The organism is Carnobacterium sp. CP1, assembly GCF_001483965.1.
Classification (GTDB): Bacteria; Bacillota; Bacilli; order Lactobacillales; family Carnobacteriaceae; genus Carnobacterium_A; species Carnobacterium_A antarcticum.
This window is the reverse complement of sequence record NZ_CP010796.1, coordinates 1,101,458-1,126,797: the sequence shown is the minus strand read 5'-3', so window position 1 is coordinate 1,126,797 and position 25,340 is coordinate 1,101,458. Positions and strand designations below refer to the sequence as shown.

Annotated in this window: 26 protein-coding genes; 24 read left to right on the top strand and 2 right to left on the bottom strand. The window is 39.1% G+C overall.

Translation table 11 applies throughout. The features are described from left to right. Window positions 1-144 precede the first annotated feature (144 nt). The 4 genes from NY10_RS05365 (at window position 145) to manA (ending at window position 4,688) form a co-directional block, all read left to right on the top strand. Window positions 145-1,338 (top strand): GNAT family N-acetyltransferase, encoded by a 1,194-nt coding sequence (locus tag NY10_RS05365; protein WP_058918999.1) that lies wholly within the window; start codon window positions 145-147, stop codon window positions 1,336-1,338. Between the two features lie 115 nt (window positions 1,339-1,453). Beyond that, window positions 1,454-2,308: a VOC family protein gene (locus NY10_RS05360; RefSeq protein ID WP_197408995.1), complete on the top strand. Its 855-nt coding sequence runs from the start codon at window positions 1,454-1,456 to the stop codon at window positions 2,306-2,308. A gap of 333 nt (window positions 2,309-2,641) precedes the next feature. Continuing rightward, window positions 2,642-3,661: a serine hydrolase domain-containing protein gene (locus NY10_RS05355; protein WP_058918997.1), complete on the top strand. Its 1,020-nt coding sequence runs from the start codon at window positions 2,642-2,644 to the stop codon at window positions 3,659-3,661. Window positions 3,662-3,743: 82 nt separating this feature from the next. Continuing rightward, window positions 3,744-4,688, top strand: a complete 945-nt coding sequence (gene manA / locus NY10_RS05350) for a mannose-6-phosphate isomerase, class I (RefSeq protein ID WP_058918996.1) — start codon at window positions 3,744-3,746, stop codon at window positions 4,686-4,688. Window positions 4,689-4,759: 71 nt separating this feature from the next. Here the strand turns inward: manA and NY10_RS05345 are convergent, their stop codons facing one another. Together NY10_RS05345 and NY10_RS05340 are read right to left on the bottom strand one after the other, a co-directional pair. Further along, the gene (locus NY10_RS05345; RefSeq protein WP_058918995.1) at window positions 4,760-5,437 is read right to left on the bottom strand and encodes a type 1 glutamine amidotransferase; all 678 of its coding nucleotides are present in this window, start codon (window positions 5,435-5,437) and stop codon (window positions 4,760-4,762) included. A 1-nt stretch (window position 5,438) separates the two neighbouring features. Next, window positions 5,439-6,788 carry a Mur ligase family protein gene (locus tag NY10_RS05340; RefSeq protein ID WP_058918994.1) on the bottom strand — a complete coding sequence of 450 codons (1,350 nt, stop codon included), beginning with the start codon at window positions 6,786-6,788 and terminating at the stop codon, window positions 5,439-5,441. A gap of 335 nt (window positions 6,789-7,123) precedes the next feature. Here NY10_RS05340 and NY10_RS05335 point away from each other — a divergent pair, with 335 nt between their 5' ends. The 20 genes from NY10_RS05335 to NY10_RS05240 all read left to right on the top strand — a co-directional run bounded on the left by NY10_RS05335 (window position 7,124) and on the right by NY10_RS05240 (window position 25,340). After that, entirely contained in the window at window positions 7,124-7,711 is a 588-nt protein-coding gene (locus NY10_RS05335) for a thymidine kinase (protein ID WP_058918993.1), read from the top strand. A 67-nt stretch (window positions 7,712-7,778) separates the two neighbouring features. Beyond that, window positions 7,779-8,855, top strand: a complete 1,077-nt coding sequence (prfA, locus tag NY10_RS05330) for a peptide chain release factor 1 (protein WP_058918992.1) — start codon at window positions 7,779-7,781, stop codon at window positions 8,853-8,855. Next, window positions 8,845-9,690, top strand: a complete 846-nt coding sequence (gene prmC / locus NY10_RS05325) for a peptide chain release factor N(5)-glutamine methyltransferase (protein WP_058918991.1) — start codon at window positions 8,845-8,847, stop codon at window positions 9,688-9,690. Before prfA ends, prmC begins: the two co-directional genes overlap by 11 nt. Window positions 9,691-9,776: 86 nt before the next feature. Further along, window positions 9,777-10,799 (top strand): L-threonylcarbamoyladenylate synthase, encoded by a 1,023-nt coding sequence (locus tag NY10_RS05320; RefSeq protein WP_058918990.1) that lies wholly within the window; start codon window positions 9,777-9,779, stop codon window positions 10,797-10,799. Window positions 10,800-10,867: 68 nt separating this feature from the next. Beyond that, window positions 10,868-12,106 carry a serine hydroxymethyltransferase gene (glyA, locus tag NY10_RS05315; RefSeq protein WP_058918989.1) on the top strand — a complete coding sequence of 413 codons (1,239 nt, stop codon included), beginning with the start codon at window positions 10,868-10,870 and terminating at the stop codon, window positions 12,104-12,106. 416 nt (window positions 12,107-12,522) lie between these two features. Continuing rightward, window positions 12,523-13,152: a uracil phosphoribosyltransferase gene (gene upp / locus NY10_RS05310; protein WP_058918988.1), complete on the top strand. Its 630-nt coding sequence runs from the start codon at window positions 12,523-12,525 to the stop codon at window positions 13,150-13,152. A gap of 547 nt (window positions 13,153-13,699) precedes the next feature. Next, entirely contained in the window at window positions 13,700-14,410 is a 711-nt protein-coding gene (gene atpB / locus NY10_RS05305) for a F0F1 ATP synthase subunit A (protein WP_058918987.1), read from the top strand. Between the two features lie 82 nt (window positions 14,411-14,492). Next, window positions 14,493-14,705, top strand: coding sequence for a F0F1 ATP synthase subunit C (gene atpE / locus NY10_RS05300; RefSeq protein ID WP_058918986.1), 213 nt, complete (start codon window positions 14,493-14,495; stop codon window positions 14,703-14,705). A 116-nt stretch (window positions 14,706-14,821) separates the two neighbouring features. Then, window positions 14,822-15,337, top strand: coding sequence for a F0F1 ATP synthase subunit B (gene atpF / locus NY10_RS05295; protein ID WP_058918985.1), 516 nt, complete (start codon window positions 14,822-14,824; stop codon window positions 15,335-15,337). Then, window positions 15,324-15,869, top strand: a complete 546-nt coding sequence (gene atpH / locus NY10_RS05290; RefSeq protein ID WP_082664192.1) for an ATP synthase F1 subunit delta — start codon at window positions 15,324-15,326, stop codon at window positions 15,867-15,869. The genes atpF and atpH overlap by 14 nt, the downstream gene beginning before the upstream one ends. 32 nt (window positions 15,870-15,901) lie before the next feature. Continuing rightward, a complete protein-coding gene (gene atpA / locus NY10_RS05285; protein WP_058918983.1) occupies window positions 15,902-17,449 on the top strand; it encodes a F0F1 ATP synthase subunit alpha in 1,548 nt (515 codons plus the stop codon). A gap of 15 nt (window positions 17,450-17,464) precedes the next feature. Continuing rightward, a complete protein-coding gene (locus NY10_RS05280) occupies window positions 17,465-18,382 on the top strand; it encodes a F0F1 ATP synthase subunit gamma (protein ID WP_058918982.1) in 918 nt (305 codons plus the stop codon). A 24-nt stretch (window positions 18,383-18,406) separates the two neighbouring features. Beyond that, window positions 18,407-19,837, top strand: a complete 1,431-nt coding sequence (gene atpD / locus NY10_RS05275; RefSeq protein ID WP_058918981.1) for a F0F1 ATP synthase subunit beta — start codon at window positions 18,407-18,409, stop codon at window positions 19,835-19,837. A 17-nt stretch (window positions 19,838-19,854) separates the two neighbouring features. Continuing rightward, window positions 19,855-20,277 carry a F0F1 ATP synthase subunit epsilon gene (locus NY10_RS05270; RefSeq protein WP_058918980.1) on the top strand — a complete coding sequence of 141 codons (423 nt, stop codon included), beginning with the start codon at window positions 19,855-19,857 and terminating at the stop codon, window positions 20,275-20,277. Between the two features lie 259 nt (window positions 20,278-20,536). Continuing rightward, entirely contained in the window at window positions 20,537-20,767 is a 231-nt protein-coding gene (locus NY10_RS05265; protein ID WP_058918979.1) for a DUF1146 family protein, read from the top strand. A gap of 145 nt (window positions 20,768-20,912) precedes the next feature. Then, window positions 20,913-22,223: a UDP-N-acetylglucosamine 1-carboxyvinyltransferase gene (gene murA / locus NY10_RS05260; protein ID WP_058918978.1), complete on the top strand. Its 1,311-nt coding sequence runs from the start codon at window positions 20,913-20,915 to the stop codon at window positions 22,221-22,223. Window positions 22,224-22,474: 251 nt separating this feature from the next. Next, a complete protein-coding gene (gene mreB / locus NY10_RS05255; RefSeq protein ID WP_058918977.1) occupies window positions 22,475-23,467 on the top strand; it encodes a rod shape-determining protein MreB in 993 nt (330 codons plus the stop codon). Window positions 23,468-23,499: 32 nt separating this feature from the next. Beyond that, on the top strand, window positions 23,500-23,703 hold the full coding sequence (locus NY10_RS05250; protein ID WP_058918976.1) for a DNA-directed RNA polymerase subunit beta: 204 nt from the start codon (window positions 23,500-23,502) through the stop codon (window positions 23,701-23,703). Between the two features lie 138 nt (window positions 23,704-23,841). Beyond that, window positions 23,842-24,192: a single-stranded DNA-binding protein gene (locus tag NY10_RS05245; protein WP_058918975.1), complete on the top strand. Its 351-nt coding sequence runs from the start codon at window positions 23,842-23,844 to the stop codon at window positions 24,190-24,192. A gap of 434 nt (window positions 24,193-24,626) precedes the next feature. Next, a complete protein-coding gene (locus tag NY10_RS05240) occupies window positions 24,627-25,340 on the top strand; it encodes a response regulator transcription factor (protein ID WP_058918974.1) in 714 nt (237 codons plus the stop codon).

Below are 25,340 nucleotides of genomic sequence, written 5' to 3'. Positions count from 1 at the left end.
TATTGGTATGACTTTAGTATAGTGGGAAATTGTGAAGAAGTTGTGATGAAAGTTAAAGCATTTCATGAAGTAAGCTAAAGATGCAAGAGAAATAGAGAGTGTGTTAAACTAAAAGAAAAAAACAAAGAAAATGAGGGAGACAAAATGACCGAGTATAAAACGATGACGCTTGAAAAAAATGAAGAGATGTTAGAGTTAGCCTGCTATGCTTTTAATCTAGAAAAAACAGAAAAGCGTGAAAAAGAATTCAAGGAACTTTGTGCTGTTTCAGCTTGTTATGGTGCCTTTCAAAATGAAACATTAATGAGCCAAATCATTGTCCGTCCAATGGAAGTTTATTTACATGGAAAGCCTTTTTCTATGGGAGGCATCGGTTTCGTATCCAGTTATCCTGAAAATAGAGGGGCCGGAGATATCGCTCAGTTAATGAAGCTGTCATTGGAAAAAATGAATGAACAAGGCCAATTATTGTCTTATTTAGCGCCTTTTTCTTATCCTTTTTACCGAAAATACGGCTATGAACAATGTTTCGATGATATTCAATATACGATTGATGTGAGTGAATTACCGAAAGTTCAGAAGACACCAGGGATGGTTCGCCGTGTCAAATGGGAAGATGTAAAAGAAACGATGAGAACGCTTTATACCGAGCGTTACGAAACCAGTGTTGGTCCGCTTAAGCGCAGTGAGTGGGATTGGGAATTTTTAATGATGTCGCGAGAAGATTCTGCTGTTGCTTTGTATCTGGATGAAGAAGGGGAAGCACAAGGTTATTTGATCTATTCTTTTAAAGGTCAAGCTGTCGGAACTTTTGTATTGCAAGAAATGGTTTATCTGTCTCATGAAGCCTTTAAAGGATTATGGAACTTTGTAGCTTCGCATAAAGCTACTTTTCACACCTATCGTTATAAGACGGGCGAACATGAAAAAATGGCCTACTTGTTAGAGAATCCAAGAATCAAACAAGAGCTGGTTCCTTCTATGATGGCTCGAATCGTAAATATTCAGCAATTTCTCATGGCTTACCCTTTTAAAGAACGGGCTCCTCAAACCTTTTATTTGAAAGTTGAAGATACTGCGGCTTCCTGGAATACAGGCGTTTGGAAAGTGGAATTGCATTTAACAGACAGGAAAGTTACAAAAATAACAGACGAGCAAGAAATATTTCAAGAATCGATCCTATCGGGAACCATTCAAGCTTGGACTCAAGTTTTTATGAACTACCGCACAATTGAAGAATTGCACTTTTTCGAACGAATCCTAGGAGACAAGCACCTACTGGCAGAGTTTGCAGAACGCATACCAGCAGGAGTACCTGTTTTATACGATTATTTTTAATTAAAACCGATTTCCAGTTCTTCTTGCATTCTACGTCTTTTTCATTTACACTTATAAAAAGTAAGTGAAAAAAAGTGTGATAAATGACGTGAACTAAGGAAGGAATTAAAAAATGATGAGCTTAAATGAAAAAACGCATATTGGAGAAGTCGTTTTAAATGTTGAAAACTTAAAGGACATGAAACAGTTCTATCAAACGATTATTGGCATGGATATAAAAACTGAAACATCATCAGCAGTTTCTTTTGGAGCAAAAGAAGATGAAACCATTCTGTTGACACTGCAATCCGTTCCCGCAGGCGATGTTGATGTTCGTTCAACAGGTTTGTATCATTTGGCTTTATTGTTGCCTACTCGACAGGATCTAGGCGAGATGCTGTACCATATTCTCGTTTCTGGTTATCCTTTGACTGGTGCCAGTGATCACGGTTATAGTGAAGCTCTTTATTTGGATGATCCTGAAGGAAATGGGATTGAAATTTACTGGGATAAACCAAAGACTGACTGGGATATACGTGCCGATGGCCAAATTGCGGGCGTAACAGAGCCAATGGATGCAGAAGGTGTGATTGCTGAAGCCAAAAAAGCGTTCAGCGGATTGCCTGTAGGAAGTTTTATGGGGCATGTTCACTTATTTGTAGCTGATTTAGATAGGACCGAAGCTTTTTATAAAAATTTAGTGGGCTTTGATTTGAAATTTGATTTTGGTGCTCAAGCAAAATTCTTCGCGGCAGGTGAGTACCACCACCAAATCGGAGCAAACACTTGGGCTGGAAAAGGAATTCCAGCAGCTGAAAAAGGAACTCGCGGTTTGGCTTATTATACGATCGTAGTCCCTGTTAAAGAGGACTTTACACGTATTCAAGCAACGTTAGATGAACAGCAGTACGCTTACCAATTGGATGAAGCGGCAAACGTTCTTTCATTGGAAGATCCTAATGGAATTACATTAAAAATCGTACAAGGATAATCTAAACACTAGACCCTAAAGGCTGCAGCCTTTAGGGTCTAGTGTTTTTTCTGACCTCTGCAGACGACAGAAATAAAAAACAACATTATCGAAAGAATAAGAATACCATTACTTTGAAAACAGCTTCTATGCTATGATCAAATTAAAGCTAGAAGGTTATTTGTTTGATAGAAGAACGCCTGCTATATAAGGAAAGAGCATTACTCTGAATGACGGAACCAGTAAGTATGAAAAACAAGCACATAATAGTAGCTTCTTCAAGCAAGTGAAAAGCTGCAACAGCATCCATAATGGATATAACATTAGAACAATTTAAAAGAAAGGAAGAGTGCAATGTACAGCAATACTAGAAAATTGATCCAACGCTACATCGAAGATCAGACACTACCTGGAGCGAGTTATGCGTTCATTAAGCAACAGGAAACCAAACAGTATCGTGAGGGTTTGGCAGCGGTGATTCCTCATAAAGAATCGATTATAGAAAACCAACAATACGATGTTGCTTCGTTAACAAAAGTTATCTTGACGACAACCGTTATTCTGCAGTTATGGGAAAGCGGGACAGTGTCACTGGAAGATTCTGTCCAGACCTACTTGCCTGACTTTAGCGCTGGCCAGGTAACCATTCGCCATTTGCTGACGCACACTTCGGCCTTAAATGGGTTTATCCCCAACCGGGATGCTTTATCAGCAAGTGAATTAAAAGCAGCTTTATTGAGAGTGCCAATGGAAGACTCTTTCGGAATAGAAGCGAAGTATACCGATACGAATATGATCTTATTAGGGTATATTATTGAAGTTATTGAAAAGGAAACGCTAAGTGCTGTTTTTGAAAAGCGAGTGATCCAGCCTCTAAATTTGCGGTATTCAACCTTTCATCCAGCAGACCTGGCCCAATGTGCTCCAACAGAAAAACAACCGGATCGCGGTGTGATCAGAGGAGTGGTACATGACCCCAAAGCATTAGTATTAGGCGATCATTGCGGCAGTGCGGGGTTGTTTTCTACGTTGAACGATGTTTCGCGCTTTAGCCAGATGCTGCTTCAAAAAGGGCAGTTAGACGGTATTCGTATCTTGCAGGAATCAACCGTTGATCAATTGTCACAAGATTGGACGCCAAATGGGAAATTAGAACGCTCTTTAGGCTGGGATTTAAAAGTCAGAAAGAAAGACTGCTACCTTTTTCATACTGGTTTTACGGGTACGTTTATTTTACTGGATATAAAAAAACAAGAAGCTTTTGTCTTTTTATCTAACCGCGTTCATCCAACTAGTGATACACCGGTGTATCTCAAGAAACGAGATCAATTGATCGATACGTATTTTTCAGAAAAAGAAGCAGCTATGAATTAAACTTTCGGGAAAAGTAATATAAAATCGTTTTCAACTATGGTAAGATAATAGGGAAGTATGCACATGGGAGGAATTTTAAAAAATGAATGAACCATTGTTTCTGAAAGCTGTTTTACAAGAGAAGATTTGGGGCGGTACAAAATTAAAAGATGTCTTCGGGTATGATTTGCCCAGTGACAAAGTCGGCGAATGTTGGGCTATTAGTGCTCATCCGAACGGACCGAGTACAATACTGAACGGTCCTTACCAAGGAATGACCTTAGCGGAAGTATGGGAAAAGCATCGCGATGTTTTCGGCAATGCCAAAGGAGACGTTTTTCCATTACTAACTAAAATATTAGACGCGAACGATGATTTATCAGTACAAGTTCATCCAGACGATGCTTATGGTTTGGCGCATGAAGGTGAATTAGGGAAAACGGAATGCTGGTATGTGATCGATGCCGATGAAGGAGCAGAAATCATTTACGGGCATCATGCTCAAACAAAAGAAGAATTGGAAACAATGATTCGTGAAGGCAAGTGGAATGATTTGTTGCGCCGCATCAAAGTGAAAAAAGGCGACTTTTTCTTTGTACCAAGTGGAACCATCCATGCCATCGGGGCTGGGATCATGATTCTGGAAACTCAACAATCCAGTGATACGACTTATCGTGTTTATGACTACGACCGTAAAGGCGATGATGGAAAACCAAGAGAATTGCACATTCAACAATCTGTTGATGTGACGACCGTCCCGCATGTCGATGCTGCATCAGACATTAAAACAGAAAAGTTGGAAAATGTTGAAATCACAAGTTATATAAAAACTGATTTTTTTGATGTTTACCAATGGAAAATTACAGGGAAAGCAGCATTTGAAGCTACAGCACCTTATACATTAGTGAGCGTTTTAGAAGGCGAGGGAACGCTGTCAGTTGAAGCAGGCGATTACCCATTACACAAAGGAACGCATTTCATTTTACCAAATGAAATCAAAAACTGGTCAATTGACGGCACTTTGCAAATTATTGCCTCTACACCATGAACGAGCCTTTAACAGAAATTAAAAAACCACCGCTCTAAACGATTTTTTTCGTTTAGAGCGGTGGTTTTTGGTTAAGTGAATAACGTTTCGGCTTCTTGCGGAAAGCGTTTCTTAACAGCTTCTTTTAAAATACGGTCTGTTAAGGTTACGTTGCGCACCAAGAGCGGTCCGTGCAGATAAGAACAATACGTTTGTTTGTAATGAGCACCTTCCGTTTTGTCTTCGCCGTTGTTGCCTTGTCCGATTTCAACGATGCCCAAAGGTTTGACATTCTCACCTAAGAAAGTTCGGCCGTTGTGATTTTCAAAGCCTTTGTACGTTTCACCAAACTCATCGTTTTTAATCACGATATCGCCAATGAAACGATTGTTTTCTTGATTGAGTGTGTAGTGATCTAAAGCACCGGCGCCTTCGATTTTATTGCCGGCAGCATCGACATAATAATGCCCTAACAATTGGAAACCGCCGCAAATGCCGACCATTACGCCATCTTTTTCAATATAAGTTGTGATGTCTTCTTTTTTGTTTTGCAAGTCTTTTGAAACGATACGCTGCTCAAAATCTTGACCGCCGCCAAAGAAAACCAAATCGTATTTAGCTGGATCAAAAGGCTGATCTAAACTAACGATTTCAGTATCAAAAGTAATGCCATGCTGTTTGGCACGGTGTTGGAGCATCAATAAATTGCCGTTATCGCCATATGTGTTCAGTAAATTTCCATAAAGATGACAAACTTTTAATTCAACCATCTTACATGCCTCCTTCAATATAATGCTGATTGGCAAGTTCTTTACGCAGTTGCAAGACAGCTGTATAAGTTGCTAATACATGGATTTTCTTAGTAGGTGCATTTTTGAAACTAGTGATCAAATCAGCAATGCCAGGAACGACCTGTAAATCTTCTTCAGGAACACCCGCGACTTCTAAACGAATTTTGATATCCTCAACACGTTCGCCGCTGACAGTGATTTGTTTGATATTCATATCCGTGATGCTTTCATAATCTGCGTCCCATATCCAGCTAACATCGGTTCCATCTGCAGCGTTTGCGTTTAAAATCGAAACCAATGAAAAAGGTTCAGGATCACGAGCAATCATATCGAGTACTTGGTTCAAACCAACCGGGTTTTTGACTAAGTTGACTGTGATTTCTTTGTCATCGATGTTAATGATCTCTTGACGGCCGAAAACTCGTTTGGCAGATTGAAACCCTGTGCGGATCTCATCAGGCGTGACATCGAAAATGCGTCCAATACTATAAGCTGCTAAAGCATTGTAGATGTTGTACTGACCGCCGATCATAATTTCAAAAGGTTCACCATCGATCACGAAACGAGAAGACTGATGATCCATTTTCATGATATCGGTCATGCGATAAGTTAGTTCTGGACGTTTAAACCCACAATGCGGGCAGTAGTACTTCCCTAAGTTGCTGTAAGAAATAAACTTGTAATGCAAAATATGATGGCATTGAGGACAAAGAACTCCATCAGTATTATAATGAGCCTGCATTTCTCCATCTGGTAAGTGATCAAAGCCAAAATAAACGCGTTTATTAACGGTTTCTTTCGAATTAAAGATAGGTGCGTCGCCGTTGCTGACAATTAAAGCATCTGGCGCTAATGCTGCACCATCTACCATCAATTGATACGTAGTGTAAATTTCTCCATAACGATCCATCTGGTCGCGGAAAACGTTGGTGAAAACGATTGCTTTTGGTTTGACGTATTTAGTGACGTGCACTAAGCTAGCTTCGTCTACTTCCAAAATCGCCACTTTTTTCTTGTCATTTTTAGTGTAAGAATGGTGTTGCAAAAAAGTCGAAATGATTCCTTGCAGCATGTTGGCACCAGTCGGATTTGTAATAATATCTGGGTATTTTTGTTTTAACACTTGATAAGTCAGAGCAGTGGTCAAAGTCTTTCCGTTTGTTCCTGTTACAATAACAACTTCATAGTCTTTTGATAAAGCGCCTAAAACGGTCGGATCAAGTTTTTGAGTGATCATTCCAGGATAACTGCTTCCACCTTTAAAAAATGTGTGGAGACCCCATCTAGTTGTTTTTCCTACCATAATGGCAAATGCGTTACGTATACTCAATCGAGTTTCCTCCAATAAATGAAATTACTTTTTTTATACTACTTTGTCATTCTAGCATAATTTTTTTGAAAAAATATTAAAATTGACTAACTTGTTCTATTCTATAGATAAATTTAAACAATTTACTGGCTTTAAAGCAAGAATAAGAACAGTAAACGAAAGAAGCCAAAACAATAGGAAAACAAAAAGCGGCAAGAGAAAAGCAGTTAAATAAATCTTTTGTAAGCGATCCGATTAAGCAGATTCCGTTTTTCTTTTATAAATTTAATGCAAAGTCAGGGCATTTACCGTATAATTCTAAGAGATTCCTATGAAAGAAAAGAGGATAAGCAAATATGGCACAACTTTTTTTCAAATATGGCGCAATGAATAGTGGTAAAACTATTGAAATTCTTAAAGTTGCCTATAATTATGAAGAGCAAAATAAACCAGTCGTCATTATGACAAGCGGACTGGATAACCGTGATGAAATAGGTGTGGTTTCAAGCCGCATTGGTTTGCGACGTGAAGGCATCGCTATTTTTAACGAAACAGATGTTTTTCAAACGGTTAAAGAACTGGATTTTGAACCGGCTTGTGTTTTGATCGATGAAGCTCAATTTTTATCTAAAGAACACATTTTTCAATTGGCTCATATTGTCGATAACTTAGGCATTCCGGTAATGGCCTTTGGATTGAAAAATGATTTTAAAAATGAATTGTTCGAAGGATCAGAATATCTATTGCTTTACGCAGATAAAATAGAAGAAATGAAAACAATCTGTTGGTACTGCCACCGCAAAGCTATCATGAACATGCGCTTGATTGACGGCAAACCTGTTTATGCAGGAGAACAAATTCAAATCGGTGGAAATGAAAGTTATTTTCCAGTATGCCGAAAACACTATTTCAATCCGCCGTTAGACACCATTGAGGTAAAATAGAGTTCAGAACGCCTTAACTAAAATAGATAGGCAGAAAATCATAAAAATAGAAAAGGAGCATCTAGTTATGTTTGATAGATTAGCAAGCGTTGAAGGACGTTATGAAGAGCTAAACGAATTACTGAGCGATCCTGAAGTCGTGAGTGATACAAAACGTTTAATGAAACTGACCAAAGAAGAAGCAAGTTTGCGCGAAACGGTTGCTACTTACCGTCGCTATAAAGAAGTCGAAAAAGATATTTCGGACACAGAAGAGCTTTTAGGAGAAACTACAGATTCCGAAATGACCGAAATGGCTAAAGAAGAATTAGCCGATTTAAAAACTGAAAAAGTACAAATAGAAGAAAAAATGAAAGTTTTGATGCTTCCTAAAGATGAAAATGATGACCGCAATATCATCATGGAAATTCGAGGAGCAGCTGGCGGCGATGAAGCAGCTTTGTTTGCTGGCGACTTATTCGGGATGTACCAAAAATATGCGGATGCACAAGGCTGGAGAACAGAAGTTTTAGATGCGAATGTAACGGGAATAGGCGGCTATAAAGAAGTTACCTTGATGATCACTGGCGAGAACGTTTATTCGAAATTAAAGTATGAGAATGGCGCACACCGCGTACAACGCGTTCCGTCAACAGAATCTCAAGGCCGTATCCATACTTCAACTGCAACAGTAGTCGTTATGCCTGAAGCCGAAGAAGTAGAATTGAACATTGCAGACAAAGACATTCGGACAGATATTTACCATGCCAGCGGAGCTGGTGGACAACACGTCAACAAAACCGCTTCAGCTGTTCGATTGACGCATTTACCAACTGGGATTACTGTTGCGATGCAAGATGGCCGTTCACAGATCCAAAACCGTGAAAAAGCGATGAAAGTCTTGCGTGCACGTGTATACGATCATATCCATAATATTGCTCAAAATGAAATCGATGCTGAACGAAAATCAGCCATTGGAACCGGAGACCGTTCTGAACGGATTCGGACATACAATTTCCCGCAAAGTCGTGTGACAGATCACCGAATCGGGCTGACCATCCAAAAATTAGAGCAAATTTTAAATGGAAAATTGGATGAAATCATTGATGCTTTGGTATTGCATGACCAAACAGAAAAGATGGAGCAACTGCAACATGAAAATTAATGAAACCTACCGAGAGGTCCTGAAATGGGCTTCTTCTTTTTTAGAAGATTCTGGTCACGAAGGTATTGCAGCTGAGTTGTTGCTGAGAGGACGTTTGGACTGGACAAAAACAGATTTTATTTTACAGTTGAATGAACAAATCCCAGAAGAGATAAAACAACAATTAATAGCAGATGTTACCCAGCATAGCCAAGGGATTCCTATCCAGCATCTTTTAGGCTATGAATCGTTTTATAATTATCGGTTTAAAGTAACCGCGGACACATTGATTCCGCGTCCTGAAACAGAGGAAATCGTCGATATCTTTTTGCACCAAGCACCTGAGCGTCCGTTAAAGGTATTGGATATTGGCACGGGAACGGGAGTTATTGCGATCACAATCAAAAAAGAACGACCGCAAGATGATGTAACAGCTGTTGATTTGTCAGCGAAGGCTTTAGCGGTCGCCAAAGAAAATGCTGTTGCCTTAGGAGCAGATGTCCAGTTATTGACAGGAGATTTAACGGCTCCAGTAAAAAATCAGCAATTTGATGTGGTGATTTCTAATCCGCCGTACATTGCTGAAGAGGAGCAGGTGTATATGGATAAATCCGTTTTAACTCATGAACCTAAAATGGCTTTATTTGCTGAAAATCATGGTCTGGCTATTTATCAAAGATTGGCTGAGGAAATTCCAGCTGTTTTAAAACCTACGGGACAAATTTTTTTAGAAATAGGATTTAGACAAGGAGCAGCAGTCAAAGCTATTTTTAAAACGGCTTTTCCAAATGCGGACATCACGATTAAGAAAGACATGAGTGGTCAAGATCGTTTGGTCCAAGTTCTCTTGGCGTAAAACAGCTAGTTGTCACAGATTGTGCATAATCAATGAGTTGAATTTGGTAAATAAAGGTTTTTAATAAAATAAAAGGAAGTGATCCTGTGGATACTAAAGTTTTTCAGTTGGATGAAATCGAACAAGCGGCTGCCTTATTAAAGCAGGGAGAACTTGTTTCATTCCCTACTGAAACAGTTTACGGGCTTGGAGCAAATGCCCAGAATGAAGCAGCTGTCAAAAAGGTTTATTTAGCTAAAGGAAGACCAAGTGACAATCCCTTGATCGTTCATGTTTCTTCTATTGAAGAAGTGAACGCTTACGTTGAAGAAATTCCCGAAGCAGCCCAAACCTTAATGGAAAAGTTCTGGCCAGGTCCACTTACGTTGATTTTTAAACTAAAACCGGGTGCCTTTGCAGACACTGTGACGGCTGGTTTAGACAGCGTGGCTATTCGGATGCCGGATAATCAAGCGACACTTGCATTGATCAAAGCAGCCGGTATGCCATTGGTTGGTCCAAGCGCGAATACCTCCGGCAAGCCCAGCCCTACAACAGCTCAGCATGTCTACCATGATTTGCAAGGGAAAATCGCTGGTATACTGGATGGTGGCGAAACTGGGGTAGGATTGGAATCAACAGTTTTAGATACGACAAACCCTGAGGCTCCGGTTATCTTAAGACCAGGCGCGTTAACAAAAGAAGCGTTAGAAGCAGTCATTGGAACGGTTTATGTGGATCGTCATTTAGTTTCTGAGGAAGAAAAGCCTAAAGCACCTGGTATGAAATACAAGCACTATGCACCGGATGAACCGGTCATCATTGTCGATGGATCAAGCGAGAGTTGGCAAGCGGCTATTGCTCATTACCAAGATCAAGGAGAAAAAATTGGCTTGCTGGTGAATGAAACGCGTGCCCGACAATTTAAAGGACAAGTAGCAGAAGTATTTTCATTGGGAAAAGAAGGAAGCGTTGCGGAAGCTGCCAAAGCTTTATACGCCGGGCTGCGTTTTTTTGAAAAAACAGATGTAACACTTATTTTAGCAGAAGCTTATCAACGCGATGGAATAGGAGATGCCTATATGAATCGGTTAGAAAAGGCAGCAGGTCACCATTATTTTAACGATTGATTTAGGGAGAAAAGCAGCGGAAGAAATGCTATACTTAAGCTATTCTATTAAAGGGTGTGGGTTAACGGATGGATTATAAAGAATTTGATAAAGAATTATTTGAGGCAATCGATCATGAACGTGAACGTCAAGAAAATAATATCGAATTGATCGCTTCAGAAAACTTTGTTTCGGAAGGTGTGCTGGCAGCTCAAGGCAGCATTTTGACCAATAAATATGCTGAGGGATATCCTGGCAAACGCTACTATGGGGGCTGTGAATACATCGATATTGTTGAAAATCTAGCAATCGACCGCGCTAAAGAACTTTTTGGTGCTGAATATGCGAACGTGCAGCCTCATTCTGGCTCAGGAGCGAATATGGCTGTTTTCAATGCTTTTTTAGCACCTGGCGATGTGGTTTTAGGAATGGATTTGACCCATGGTGGGCACTTAACTCATGGTTCACCGGTTAACTTCAGCGGGAAAACATATGATTTTGTTGCTTATGGGGTGGACAAAGAAGCAGAATACCTTGATTATGATGCAGTACGCCAACAAGCACTGAAACATAAGCCGAAAATGATCATTGCTGGCGGCAGTGCTTATGCCAGAAAAATAGATTTTGCTAAGTTTCGTGAAATAGCAGATGAAGTTGGGGCTTATTTGATGGTTGATATGGCTCATATCGCTGGATTAGTGGCTGCAGGGTTGCACCAAAACCCTGTTCCTTATGCAGATGTTGTGACCACCACAACTCATAAAACCCTGAGAGGTCCGCGCGGCGGATTGATATTAGCTAAAGAACAATATGGAAAAGCGTTAAATAGTGCTATTTTTCCTGGTATTCAAGGCGGTCCATTGGAACACGTGATTGCTGGAAAAGCCGTAGCTTTAAAAGAAGCAATGATGCCAGAGTTTAAAACATACGCAGCACAAATCATTAAAAATGCAAAAGCAATGGAAAGTGTCTTTAATTCATCGGCTGGTCACTTAGTAAGTGGCGGGACCGATAACCATTTATTGCTATTAGAAGTGAGACAATTTGGTTTGAACGGGAAAGAAGCGGAAGCGTTGTTAGATAAAGTCGGAATCACAGTGAACAAAAACACGATTCCGTTTGAAACGTTGAGCCCTTTCAAAACCAGCGGGATTCGTATTGGAACGCCAGCTATTACGACACGTGGTTTTGATGAAGCCGATTCTAAAGCCGTGGCAGAATTGATTGTGGCTGCTTTGAATGCTAAATCCGACCCTGAGAAGCTTGCTGAAATCAAACAGACTGTACGTCAGTTGACAGCAGCTAACCCTTTGTACCTGACAAAATAAAAGACATACTAAAAGTAGATGCCGCTGGTATCTGCTTTTAGTTTTTTTATACTTAAAACTTTTTCGGTTCTTTACTATTTAGTATTGGCAAGTAAAAATAATGACGGACGAAAATCTCCGTTAGAATAAAGAGTTCGATCATAGTGTTGTTTTCTTTCTCATGTACTACTTACCATATGCGATTTCTATTGTTTTTCTAATTAACTGAAGGTAGTGAAATTTTCGGATCCGAAAATTTTCCGATCTAACAACCACCTATTTCATCCTGTAGACTCATTTTGGAGCAGGAAGATGAAGTGCCCTTCTTTTGACAAAAAGCCCTTTTTGCTAGAATCTACTAAAACTCTAGCCTTTAAAGCAAATTTCCATTACAATAGAATTGTTTGAAAATTTATAGAAAATGAGGGTTGAAAATTATGGGCAAATTTCATGTTATAAACCATCCGTTGATCCAACACAAAGTTACGATCCTTCGTAACAAAGAGACCGGGACCAAAGATTTTAGAGAAGCTGTGAATGAAATTGCGCGCTTAATGGCTTATGAAGTTTCAAGAGACATGCCATTACAAGATGTTGAAATCGAAACGCCTTTAGTTAAAACGACTCAAAAACACTTAGCAGGTAAAAAAGTTGCGATTATTCCAATTTTAAGAGCCGGTTTAGGTATGGTCGATGGTATTTTAGATTTGATTCCAGCAGCAAAAGTTGGACACGTAGGAATGTACCGTGATCACGAAACCTTAGAAGCTGTTGAGTACTTTATTAAATTACCAACAGACATTCAAGACCGTCAATTATTTGTTGTCGATCCTATGTTGGCAACCGGTGCTTCTGCCATCGCTGCTATTGAAGCTCTAAAAAAACGCGGAGCAAGCTCGATTAAATTCGTTTGTATTGTTGCCGCTCCAGAAGGCGTGAAAGCTTTAGAAGAAGCTCACCCGGATGTAGACATCTATACAGCAGCATTAGATGAAAAATTAGATGAAAATGGCTATATTTTACCAGGTTTAGGCGATGCTGGTGACCGTTTATTCGGAACGCTATAAGCGTTGTAAGTATAGATAGGAAACTCAAGAAAAAGATTTCTTTTTCTTGGGTTTTTTGTATTTATCTTTATGCAAAAAAACAGTGAGACAACCGCACTCAAATTTTGGGAATGGCAATGAGGCAGACAGAAAAGAAAGCTGCTGAAAGTAATTTTTTTAATAAAAAAAGCTGAAATTACTGTATTTTTTTAATTGAAAACAGAAAAAAAAGGTCCGAAATGGCTTGAAATTAAGGACGAACATTATTATATCAAGGGGTTTATGAAAAATAGTGTTGTTTTTCACAATCCTTTGTATTTTATTTTAAATGGTGGTATGATAGCATCTGTCAGCAAGACTGGAAAACAAAAATTTTAAAATATCCTCTTTTTTCTTTTAAAGAATGCCCGCAGTATCGCTATCGAGGTTCTTCAAAATAGGAAAGAAAACGAAGGTATGTTAAAATTAGCTTTGAGCTTGAGAAAGAAAGGATAACGACTCATTTGATGGCTTGCGACGTTTTGTTGAGATCAATACAGAGTTTAATTATGGAAAAGAGGTGAACGTTGTGGAACACGAGTCCCCGATATTACATTTATTCGGTCTGAGTTTTAATGTAACCAATTTAATTACTACTGTGTCAGCGTGTGCCATTGTTTTTCTTGTCGCTTTCATTTGTACAAGAAATATGAAGTTGAAACCTACAGGTAAGCAAAACTTTATTGAATGGGTTGTCGATTTTGTGCAAAATATTATTTCTAGTTCAATGTCGAAAGAACAAGGGGACAAATTCGGACTATTAGGCTTTACGTTAATTATGTTTGTTTTTGTTTCAAATATGATGGGGCTGCCTCTAATATTGAATGTCAATGGACAACAAATGTGGAAGAGTCCAACGGCTGATCCGATCGTAACGTTGTCGATGGCTTTTATGGTCATTCTTCTATCGAATTACTTTGGGGTACGGGAACAAGGTTTTAAGAATTACTTTATGAATAGTTTTATACGGCCCGTACCATTCTTGTTGCCGATCAAACTATTCGAAGAATTTACAAATACACTGACTTTAGCTTTACGGTTATACGGAAACATTTACGCCGGTGAAATTCTGCTAGGGTTGATCGCCACTTTAGCTCAAAGCTATGGTGTCTTTACGTGGATTGTGGGAATTCCATTAGGTATGGTTTGGCAAGCCTTCTCGATTTTTATCGGAAGTATCCAAGCCTTTGTCTTCACGACTTTAACAATGGTATACATTTCTCATAAAGTAGAGCATTAAAGATAGAGTATCAATGAATTATCAAATATAAAAAAATTAGACGGTCATAGAGAGAATACTTAAAAATTAGGAGGAAATTATTATGGGTTTAATTGGAGCAGCAATCGCAATCGCAGGTGCAGCTATCGGAGCAGCATTTGGTTCAAGTAAAGTTATCGCAAAAACAATCGAATCTATCGCACGTCAACCAGAAATGAAAAGTGAATTACAAACATTAATGTATATCGGTGTTGGGTTAGTTGAAGCGATTCCGATCATGGCTGTTGTTATTGCATTTATCCTTGTATTTAGTTAATCAGGCGAAATGGATTACCGGCTGACATCAATAAAATGCGTTAAAGGCAGCGCTAACAAAAACCTCTGCCTTTTTTCGCGGATAACAAACCTGATATAGTAGAAGGAGTGAAGTAAATGTTCAACCAGTTAGTTTTAGGAGCAACAACTGCCGGGGATACAATTGTTGTACTAGTATCGTTTTTACTCTTGATGATTTTATTAAAGAAATTTGCTTGGAAACCGCTGATGAGCATTATGGAAAAGCGGGAACAAACCATTGCAAGTAACATAGAAAATGCTGAAATTGCCAAAAACGAAGCTGAGCGCCTAGCTGCAGAACGCCAAGAAAAACTAGATAAAACGCGAGCTGAAGCAGCCACGGTCTTAAATAAAGCAAAAGCTAGTGCTGAAAGTACAGAAAAGGAACTGTTAGCAGCTGCTCAACAAGAAGTACTCCGTTTAAAAATGGATGCGAAAAAAGAAATTGAAAATGAACGACAAATGGCTTTAGCAAGTGTACGACACGATGTGAGTTCGCTTTCTATTCAAATTGCTGAAAAACTGATCAACAAAGAATTAACCAATGAAGGGCATGCCGAGTTAATAGATCAGTACATCGAAAGGCTGGCTGATACCAATGAGATTAAATAGAGATATGGATGCAAGCCAGTTAGCTAAAGCCTTTTATCAGGATGCACTTGAAAAAGGAACGGAAGATGAGGCGTTCGATAACTTAATGGATATTCGTCAAATTTATGCAGGAAATAAAAATTTGACGAAGTTTTTCAATAACCGACAAATTGCACAAACAGATAAAGAACAGGTTTTAGAGGATCTAACGAAAACTTTTTCGTCGGATATGCAGAACTTTATCAAAACGATTTACAATTTTAGACGGATGTCTGATTTGTTAGCAATCGTAAATGCATACGAAACGTTATACGACCATGAAAATCGGACAGCTATTGCAAATGTTACGACCACTGTTCCTTTAACAGAATCGCAAGAAAAACGCATCCAAGAAGTATTTATAAAAAAATTAGGTGCCAGAAAAGTTCTGATCAAAACAATCATTGATGAAGAAATATTAGGCGGCGTAATCATTGAAATCGAAAATAAAATTTTTGATGGCAGTATTCGTGCTAATTTAGAGAGTTTAAGGAAACAATTAGTTAAGGAATGAACGATAAGAAATAGCTGAAGAGGTGAAAATTTATGGGGTTAAAAGCTGAAGAGATCAGTTCGCTCATTAAACAACAAATTGAAGGTTTTCGTAATGAGTTGGTTGTTGACGAAGTTGGAACGGTCAGTTATGTCGGAGATGGTATTGCTCGAGCTTACGGGTTAGAGAATGCGATGGCCGGAGAACTACTTGAATTTTCTAACGGCGTTTATGGAATGGCACAAAACTTGGAAACAAATGATGTCGGGATCATTATTCTCGGCCCATTTGAAGGAATCGTTGAAGGCGATACGGTCAAGCGGACTGGACGCATTATGGAAGTTCCAGTAGGCGATGCAATGATTGGACGTGTAGTGAATTCATTAGGTCGGCCTATAGATGGACTAGGTGAGATTCAAACAACGAAAATGCGTCCTGTTGAAGCTGCGGCTCCCGGTGTAATGGACAGACAATCTGTTTTTGAGCCTTTGCAAACAGGGATCAAAGGTATAGACGCATTAGTACCGATCGGACGCGGACAACGGGAACTGGTTATTGGAGACCGTAAAACTGGGAAAACAAGTTTAGCGATCGACACGATCATCAACCAAAAAGGGCAAGATACGATTTGTATCTATGTAGCGATCGGCCAAAAAGAATCAACGGTTCGTTCACAAGTGGAAATTTTGAAGCGATTTGGCGCAATGGATTATTCTATCGTGTTGACTGCAAGTGCATCTCAGCCAGCGCCATTACTCTATTTAGCACCTTATTCAGGTTTAGCCATGGCAGAAGAATTTATGTATAACGGCAAGCACGTGTTGATTGTTTTTGATGATTTAACCAAACAAGCTGCTGCTTACCGTGAACTGTCTCTTTTACTTCGTCGTCCGCCGGGCCGTGAAGCGTATCCCGGAGATGTTTTTTATTTGCATTCAAGGATGCTAGAGCGGGCTGCTAAATTAAATGACGCATTGGGTGGCGGTTCGATTACGGCTATACCATTTGTTGAAACACAAGCAGGAGATATTTCGGCTTACATTCCGACAAACGTTATTTCCATCACTGATGGACAAATCTTTTTAGAAAGCGATTTGTTCTATTCAGGCGTTCGTCCTGCATTGGCTGCCGGATTATCTGTCTCGCGGGTCGGAGGAGCTGCTCAAATAAAAGCGATGAAGAAAGTTTCGGGTACCTTGCGTTTAGACTTAGCAAGTTTCCGTGAATTAGAAGCTTTTACGCAATTTGGGTCAGATTTAGATGCTGCTACTCAAGCGAAACTAAACCGTGGGCACCGAACAGTCGAAATCTTAAAACAAGGGCTGCATGAGGTCATCAGCGTTGAAAATCAAGTGTTGATTTTTTATGCGTTAACTCACGGCTTCTTAGATACCATTTCGATTAGCGAGTTAGGAAGATTTGAAAAAGAATTTTATGAATATGTTGGAAACCAACACCAAGAAATAATAGATGAAATTGCTGAAACGAAAGATTTGCCAGATAGTGAAAAAATTGATGCTGTCATCAATGAATTTATCGACAACTTTTTCACAAGTGCCATCGATCCTGATAATGCAGAGTATATGCCAGGAACTATGTAAAGGCGGTGAATAGGAATGGCTGGTTCTTTAAATGATATTAGTAAAAAAATAGCTTCTACCAAAAAAACGAGTCAAATTACAAATGCTATGCAAATGGTCTCAGGAGCTAAGTTATCTAAAGCGGAACAAAAAGCAAAAGGGTTCCAAATTTACGCTAAAAAAGTTCGAGAAATCGTAACGAATTTAGCGCACACACAGTTAACAATGATTGAAGACAGCGGCTTAATTGGCACAAATTCGCCTTCTAATATTGATTTTCATGATATGTTAGTAGAGCGGCCAGTTAAAAAAACCGGTTATATCGTGATCAGCTCCGACAAAGGATTAGCTGGCGGATACAACAGTTCTATTATTAAAGCTACCGTAGATATGATCCAAAAAGACCATAGCTCGCCAGATGAGTACATCTTTATGGCTGTTGGCAGTACAGCTGGAGATTTCTTTAAATCAAGAGGCATGAACGTTGCTTATGAATTAAATGACATCAGCGACCACCCAACGTTTGATGAAATCCGCGGCATTGCCCGGACAGCAACTGAAATGTATAAAAACGAAGTATTTGATGAGTTGTATGTTTGCTACAACCACCACATTAACACCATAACGTTCCAATTTCGTGCCGATAAAATGTTACCTTTAAGTGATTTGGATCCTTCAGAGACAGTGGAATATGAAAGCGACTATTTATATGAACCTTCAAAAGAAGAAATCTTGGATATTTTATTGCCGCAATATGCAGAAAGTTTGATTTATGGTGCTATTTTAGATGCTAAGGCCGCAGAGCATGCTGCTCGTATGACCGCCATGAAGGGCGCGACCGATAATGCTAAAGATATTATTGATGACTTGACGGTGAATTACAATAGAGCTCGTCAAGCCGCCATCACGGAAGAAATTACGGAAATTATAGGTGGGGCTTCCGCATTAGAATAGTTTAATGAATGGGAGGAAAAATGAATGAGTAGTGGTCAAATTGTTCAAGTTATTGGACCGGTTGTTGATGTGGAATTCCCAGTAAATGGCGATATACCAGAAATCAATCATGCTCTTGTAGTAAAAAAAGTAACAACCGATGATGCTGAAAAAGATGCAAGAAAAGAAAATACGATTGTACTAGAAGTAGCGTTGCAATTAGGAAATGGTGTACTCAGAACCATTGCAATGGAATCAACAGATGGATTGCAGCGGGGAATGGAGGTTTCTGATACTGGAAGCCCGATCACAGTTCCTGTGGGAGAAGATACGTTAGGAAGAATGTTTAATGTTTTAGGCGAGACGATCGACTTAAAAGAACCGTTCGGTGATGACGTACGCCGTGATCCCATTCACCGTTTTGCTCCAGCTTTTGATGAATTAAGCAGCAATACATCAATTCTTGAAACAGGGATCAAAGTAATCGATTTATTAGCACCTTATTTAAAAGGTGGTAAAATCGGATTATTTGGTGGTGCCGGAGTTGGTAAAACCGTTTTGATCCAAGAATTGATTCATAATATTGCTGAAGAACATGGCGGAATATCTGTTTTTGCGGGTGTCGGAGAACGGACCCGTGAAGGAAATGACTTGTATTTCGAGATGCAAGAATCCGGTGTTATTAAACGAACAGCGATGGTCTTTGGTCAAATGAATGAACCGCCTGGTGCACGGATGCGTGTTGCCTTGACTGGTTTAACCATTGCTGAATACTTCCGTGACGACGTTGGTCAAGATGTGCTGCTCTTTATTGACAACATTTTCCGATTTACTCAAGCAGGTTCAGAAGTTTCGGCTTTGCTTGGCCGGATGCCGTCAGCTGTTGGGTACCAACCAACGTTAGCGACTGAAATGGGTCAATTACAAGAACGTATTACTTCAACGAATAAAGGTTCGATCACATCGATCCAAGCGATCTATGTGCCAGCAGATGACTATACGGATCCAGCCCCTGCAACAGTTTTCGCCCATTTGGATGCAACAACCAACCTAGAGCGTAAACTTACAGAGCAAGGGATTTATCCGGCAGTCGATCCGTTAGCGTCTACTTCTAGCGCATTGGCGCCAGAAATCGTCGGTGAAGAACATTACCGTATCGCTAACGAAGTTCAACAACTTTTGCAACGGTACCGTGAATTACAAGATATTATTGCTATTTTAGGGATGGATGAATTATCAGATAGCGAGAAAATCGTTGTTTCGAGAGCTCGTCGTATCCAATTTTTCTTATCGCAAAACTTCCATGTAGCTGAAGCATTTACAGGAATCCCGGGTTCGTATGTTCCGGTTTCTGAAACGGTTCGCGGCTTTAAAGGAATTTTAGAAGGCCGCTATGACGATTTGCCGGAAGATGCTTTCCGTAACGTTGGACGGATCGAAGAAGTTATTGCAAAAGCTGAAGCAGCAGGTTATTAATAAAGGAGGCAGTATAAATGGCGGAATTACATGTACAAATCGTGACTCCAGCTGGTATTGTCTATGACCATCGTGCGAGTATGGTGATTGTAAAAGCCATTGATGGCCAATTAGGAATCATGCCTGAACATACACCTATTATTGTTCCTTTGACAATCAATGGTGTCCGAATCAAACGGGTAACGAATGATGCTGAAGACTTGATTGCTGTAAACGGCGGAATAATGGAAGTACGGAACAATGTCTGTTCCATTATTGCGGATAGTGCTGAAAGATCGAGAGATATTGATGTAGAGCGTGCTTTTGCAGCTAAACACCGCGCTGAAGAGTCGCTTCGTAAAGCTGAAGCTGTTCACAATAATAAACAGCAAAAACGAGCAGAGATTTCATTGCGTAAAGCAATCAATCGTATTTCTGTCTCTAAACACAATCGTTCTTAAACGAGTAAAGGAACTTCCAGTTGCTTAAAGGCAGCTGTGAGGTTCTTTTTTTCTTGTTTTCTCATGGAAGCTATGAGAAACGGCTTAAAACCTGCTGAGATAAAAAGAATAAAACTGTTTTTTTAAAAGGAAGTCCGCTACTATAGAAGAAGGTATTCTTTTATTTAAAAGGAATATTGGTTTGTTTTAGCTAGCAAATCCTAGAAATACCATTTCAAAAAAGTATGTGTTAAACTAAACATAAGAGGAGCAAGACAAAATGAATTTTATAGGAACCCAAGCAGTCATCAGTCTTTTTTCACATGTCTTCTTTATTTTATTAGCATTTTGGGGCTTAAAAGGGTTGTTGATTGAAAAATGGATCAAAAAAAATCATATTGCTCAAGCTCGAGTGCTCTATTTGTTTTTGTCCATTACTATCGGCTATACCGTAAGTTCATTTGTATTGGAATTTATTTTGCAATCGCGTAATTTAATTTTTTTATTTTAATGGTTTTATTAACTGTTAAAGCAATAAAAAAATCTGAAAAATTGAAACTGTGCCTACTTCTATGTTATAATGCTTTAGATTGCTGTAAATTGTTAGAGCAACAGGGAATGGTAGTTGGCAACAGAAATTTCGGAGGGATATAATCATGGAAAAAATGATTGTTCGTGGCGGTAAGCGTCTTGAAGGAACAGTAAAGGTCGAAGGCGCAAAAAATGCTGTTTTACCCATTTTAGCAGCATCCATCTTGGCAAGTGAAGGCCAAAGCAAGTTAAGCAATGTACCCACTTTGTCAGATGTTTTTACGATAAATGAAGTATTGCGTCATCTAAATGTAGCTGTTAATTTTAATGAAACCGATAAAGAAATCACTCTGGATGCTTCAGGAGAATTGAATTTTGAAGCTCCATTTGAATATGTTAGTAAAATGCGCGCATCGATAGTTGTGATGGGCCCGCTGTTAGCACGTTTAGGGCATGCAAAAGTTGCTCTACCAGGCGGCTGTGCCATTGGAACACGCCCGATTGATTTGCATTTAAAAGGATTTGAAGCGATGGGAGCCAAAGTACATATTGAAAATGGCTACATTGAAGCTTTTGCCGATAAGTTAAAAGGCGCTCACATTTATTTAGATTTTCCGAGTGTTGGTGCTACTCAAAATATTATGATGGCTGCTGCATTAGCAGAAGGCACTACAACCATCGAAAATGTTGCACGTGAGCCAGAAATCGTTGACTTAGCTAACTTCTTGAATCGTATGGGAGCAAAAGTCTTTGGTGCTGGAACAGAAAGCATTCGTATCGAAGGTGTAGAAACATTACACGGAACAGAACATAGCATTATTCCAGATCGTATCGAAGCAGGAACTTTCATGGTGGCTGCAGCGGTTACGAAAGGCGATGTCTTCATTGAAGACGCTGTTTCTGAACACAATAAGCCTTTGATTTCTAAATTAAGCGAAATGGGTGTGCGCTTTATTGAAGGGGCTAATGGTCTACGGGTCATTGGACCTGAACAGTTAAAAGCAACGGATGTAAAAACAATGCCGCATCCAGGCTTTCCAACAGATATGCAAGCGCAAATGACGATTGCACAAGTATGTGCTGAGGGCATGAGTACTATGAAAGAAACGGTTTTTGAAAACCGCTACATGCATATGGAAGAGTTGCGTCGTATGAACGGTGAATTTACTGTCGAAAACCAAACGTTGGTTGTTTATGGACCAGCTAAATTGCAAGGAGCTGAAGTAGCCGCTACCGATTTAAGAGCAGCAGCTGCATTGATCATTGCAGGTATGGTGGCTGAAGGCTATACACGAGTCACTCATTTAGAATATTTAGATCGTGGCTATTATAAATTCCACAAAAAATTACAAGCTTTAGGTGCAGATATTGAACGTGTAAATGAAACGACTGAACATAGTTTGAAAACTGAAGAGTTGAATGCTTTATTTAATTAAACGTCTTTTGTGAATTCAAATGAAACTAAACTGGAATCAAATCACTTTAATGGGATTTTATTCCAGTTTTTTTTCTATGAATAAAATACTAAATAAGTTTTTTAAACGTTTTTCAAAAAAGTCAAGCAATGGTTTTAATTTTTTGAAATCACAGTTTCAGATTGTAAAGAGATATGTTATAATTATGAATTAGATGGCTAATGTTTAAAATTAGCCCTAGTTGAACAAGAGTTTAGGAGGAGAACATAGCAATGGCGAAAGACATAGGAATCGATTTAGGAACAGCTAATGTATTGATTCATGTAAAAGGAAAAGGAATCGTTTTAAACGAACCTTCAGTAGTTGCAATCGACACCAAAACCAATCGTGTCTTAGCGGTTGGAGAAGAAGCCTACTTAATGGTCGGGCGTACACCAGGAAATATACGAGCGATTCGTCCTTTAGATGGCGGAGTTATCGCTGACTTTGATATCACTGAAGCTATGTTGACTCACTTTATTAATAAATTGAATGTAAAGGGATTTATGTCTAAACCTAATATTTTGATCTGCTGTCCGACAAATATTACAGCGATTGAACAAAAAGCCATTATTGAAGCTGCTGAAAAAAGTGGTGGAAAAAATGTTTTTCTTGAAGAAGAACCTAAAGTAGCAGCTATCGGAGCTGGAATGGATATTTTTCAACCAAGCGGAAATATGGTCATTGATATAGGCGGTGGTACAACTGATATCGCTGTATTGTCAATGGGTGGAATTGTAACTAGCCGTTCATTGAAAGTAGCGGGAGACCGTATGGACAATGAAATCACTCAATACGTAAAGAAAAAATACAAACTTCTTATCGGGGAACGAACAGCTGAATCGATCAAAATGGAAATCGGAACAGTATTTGCCGATCGCCGTGACGATTCTATGGATGTTAGAGGACGAGATATGGTTAGCGGTTTGCCAAGAACGATAACGATCAAATCTGGTGAAGTTCAAGAAGCAACAGCTGAATCTATGTTGATGATCGTTCAACAAGCGAAAGACGTTTTAGAACAAACACCACCGGAATTGTCTGCTGATATTATTGATCGCGGAATTATATTGACCGGCGGAGGAGCACTATTAGATGGTGTGGATCAACTGTTTGCTGAACAATTAAAAGTACCTGTTTTTGTAGCAGAACTACCTTTAGATTCTGTCGCTTTAGGAACGGGAATCTTATTAGAAAACATGTCCAAGAAAAAATTCAGCCTTTAATTAAAAAAATCCAAAAAAAATGAGGTGACACAATGACAAAAGAAAAAATAGCAACGCAGATCTTAACGTTCATTTTAAAAGTTTTGCTTGTCATTGTTTTGATTGCCATCGCTTTAATTCTTGGAGCAATGGTGGGTTACGGAATCATTGGAGATGGAAACCCATTTGCCATTTTTGAAATGTCTACTTGGGGCCACATTTTCAGTTACTTTACAAAACCAACGATTGTCAATTAAAGAATAGAGAGACAGTACCAATAGAAAATCACTAGAAAAGGTGTGCAAAACTTTTTCGGTGATTTTTTTGTGTTTAAAAATGAATACGCTTTTTTTGACAGACAGTTAAAGTGTAAGACAATTAAAGGAGGAGAAAAAATGAATCAAATGGCTTTAGTCGGTCGATTAGTTAAAGAAGTCGAATTGAAAGAAATCGGAGAAGGAAAAATAGTAACGAACAATACGCTAGCCGTTAAACGCAGATACAAAAATGAACAAGGGCAGCAAACAGACTTTATTCCGGTGGTAGCTTGGGGCCCAGTGGCAAAGTTGCTGCATACGTATTGCGAGAAAGGGCATCTAGTAGGTCTATCAGGCAGAATGCAATCGAGATCCTATGTAAATAAAGAAGAAGAAACGGTCTTTTTAGTAGAGATGGTCATCGATGAACTCCATTTTTTACAAGGAAGAAAAATACAGGATCCTTCTCTTTTGGAAGTAGAAGTTTAAAAGAAGAGAAGAGGCTCGTCCTGCAAGAAAATAAGGTGTAGCGAATGATCAACTAAACAAGTTTGAACAAAAAGAATAGATCAGCCCTCATTGTTTGAAAAAATGAGGGCTGTTTTTAATGAAACAATACAAAATGAGTGAAACAAACAAAAAATTCAGGTTAGCATTCAGTTGCCTTAAAAAAAAGAGTATACTAAACTAGAGTCAGCACAAAAAAGAGTATCAGAAATGTCAGCTCTTTTGCAATTTTTTTAAAACAAGCAAATAAAGGTTTCAGTGCTGCGGTATGGATCAGCACGCGACGGATTTTGAATCCTAGCAAATTAAAAAAGGCTGTTCTATCTAATAAAGCGAAACACCTATTCTACAATACGAAGGGAGGCATAGGTTTTTTTCTTCTGATCAAAGTCACAGAAGGAAAAGCCTATCACTAAATGAAGATAATCATGATTGAAGACAATCATTCGGTTTGCGAAATGATGGAAATGTTTTTTCAAAAAGAACAATGGGAAGCTGCTTTTATTCAAGATGGGAAAGAAGGGTTGGATTTATTTTTAACAGATGTAGCAAGTTGGGATTTAGTTATTCTTGATTTGAACTTACCGAGCATGGATGGTATGCAAATTTGCCGTGAAATGCGCAAAGTTTCTAAGCGCGTTCCGATCATTATGCTGACAGCTAAAGATTCTGAAAGCGATCAAGTGATTGGATTGGAAATGGGAGCTGATGATTACGTCACGAAACCTTTCAGTCCGTTAACGCTTATCGCCCGCATTAAAGCCATAACGAGACGTGCAGAGCTAAGCCATGACGACAGCAGCGGTTCCGTCGAAAGCACATATGAAATTGAAACTAAGCACCTTAAAATCGATAAGAAGACACGTGAAGCCATCCTTTATGAGAAAGAGATCGAAGGCTTAACACCTAAAGAATTTGAATTATTGTATACATTGGCAAAAAGTCCAAAACAAGTCTTTTCAAGAGAACAATTATTGAGCATGATTTGGGACTATGAATATTTTGGCGATGAACGGACAGTAGATGCGCACATCAAAAAGCTGCGTCAAAAAATCGATAAGACTGGTCCGCAAGTTATCCAGACAGTATGGGGCATAGGCTATAAATTTGACGACACTGGAGTCGAATAA

Excerpts from the sequence above, each read along its gene's own strand:
- NY10_RS05365 (WP_058918999.1), top strand. The coding sequence starts at position 145 with ATGACCGAGTATAAAACGATGACGCTTGAAAAAAATGAAGAGATGTTA.
- atpA (WP_058918983.1), top strand. The coding sequence starts at position 15,902 with ATGGGGTTAAAAGCTGAAGAGATCAGTTCGCTCATTAAACAACAAATT.
- NY10_RS05265 (WP_058918979.1), top strand. The coding sequence starts at position 20,537 with ATGAATTTTATAGGAACCCAAGCAGTCATCAGTCTTTTTTCACATGTC.
- NY10_RS05345 (WP_058918995.1), bottom strand. The coding sequence starts at position 5,437 with ATGGTTGAATTAAAAGTTTGTCATCTTTATGGAAATTTACTGAACACA.
- atpD (WP_058918981.1), top strand. The coding sequence starts at position 18,407 with ATGAGTAGTGGTCAAATTGTTCAAGTTATTGGACCGGTTGTTGATGTG.
- NY10_RS05335 (WP_058918993.1), top strand. The coding sequence starts at position 7,124 with ATGGCACAACTTTTTTTCAAATATGGCGCAATGAATAGTGGTAAAACT.
- murA (WP_058918978.1), top strand. The coding sequence starts at position 20,913 with ATGGAAAAAATGATTGTTCGTGGCGGTAAGCGTCTTGAAGGAACAGTA.
- atpH (WP_082664192.1), top strand. The coding sequence starts at position 15,324 with ATGAGATTAAATAGAGATATGGATGCAAGCCAGTTAGCTAAAGCCTTT.
- mreB (WP_058918977.1), top strand. The coding sequence starts at position 22,475 with ATGGCGAAAGACATAGGAATCGATTTAGGAACAGCTAATGTATTGATT.
- NY10_RS05360 (WP_197408995.1), top strand. The coding sequence starts at position 1,454 with ATGAGCTTAAATGAAAAAACGCATATTGGAGAAGTCGTTTTAAATGTT.
- NY10_RS05240 (WP_058918974.1), top strand. The coding sequence starts at position 24,627 with ATGAAGATAATCATGATTGAAGACAATCATTCGGTTTGCGAAATGATG.
- NY10_RS05355 (WP_058918997.1), top strand. The coding sequence starts at position 2,642 with ATGTACAGCAATACTAGAAAATTGATCCAACGCTACATCGAAGATCAG.
- prfA (WP_058918992.1), top strand. The coding sequence starts at position 7,779 with ATGTTTGATAGATTAGCAAGCGTTGAAGGACGTTATGAAGAGCTAAAC.
- atpE (WP_058918986.1), top strand. The coding sequence starts at position 14,493 with ATGGGTTTAATTGGAGCAGCAATCGCAATCGCAGGTGCAGCTATCGGA.
- NY10_RS05245 (WP_058918975.1), top strand. The coding sequence starts at position 23,842 with ATGAATCAAATGGCTTTAGTCGGTCGATTAGTTAAAGAAGTCGAATTG.
- NY10_RS05250 (WP_058918976.1), top strand. The coding sequence starts at position 23,500 with ATGACAAAAGAAAAAATAGCAACGCAGATCTTAACGTTCATTTTAAAA.
- manA (WP_058918996.1), top strand. The coding sequence starts at position 3,744 with ATGAATGAACCATTGTTTCTGAAAGCTGTTTTACAAGAGAAGATTTGG.
- prmC (WP_058918991.1), top strand. The coding sequence starts at position 8,845 with ATGAAAATTAATGAAACCTACCGAGAGGTCCTGAAATGGGCTTCTTCT.
- NY10_RS05280 (WP_058918982.1), top strand. The coding sequence starts at position 17,465 with ATGGCTGGTTCTTTAAATGATATTAGTAAAAAAATAGCTTCTACCAAA.
- upp (WP_058918988.1), top strand. The coding sequence starts at position 12,523 with ATGGGCAAATTTCATGTTATAAACCATCCGTTGATCCAACACAAAGTT.
- atpF (WP_058918985.1), top strand. The coding sequence starts at position 14,822 with ATGTTCAACCAGTTAGTTTTAGGAGCAACAACTGCCGGGGATACAATT.
- NY10_RS05270 (WP_058918980.1), top strand. The coding sequence starts at position 19,855 with ATGGCGGAATTACATGTACAAATCGTGACTCCAGCTGGTATTGTCTAT.
- glyA (WP_058918989.1), top strand. The coding sequence starts at position 10,868 with ATGGATTATAAAGAATTTGATAAAGAATTATTTGAGGCAATCGATCAT.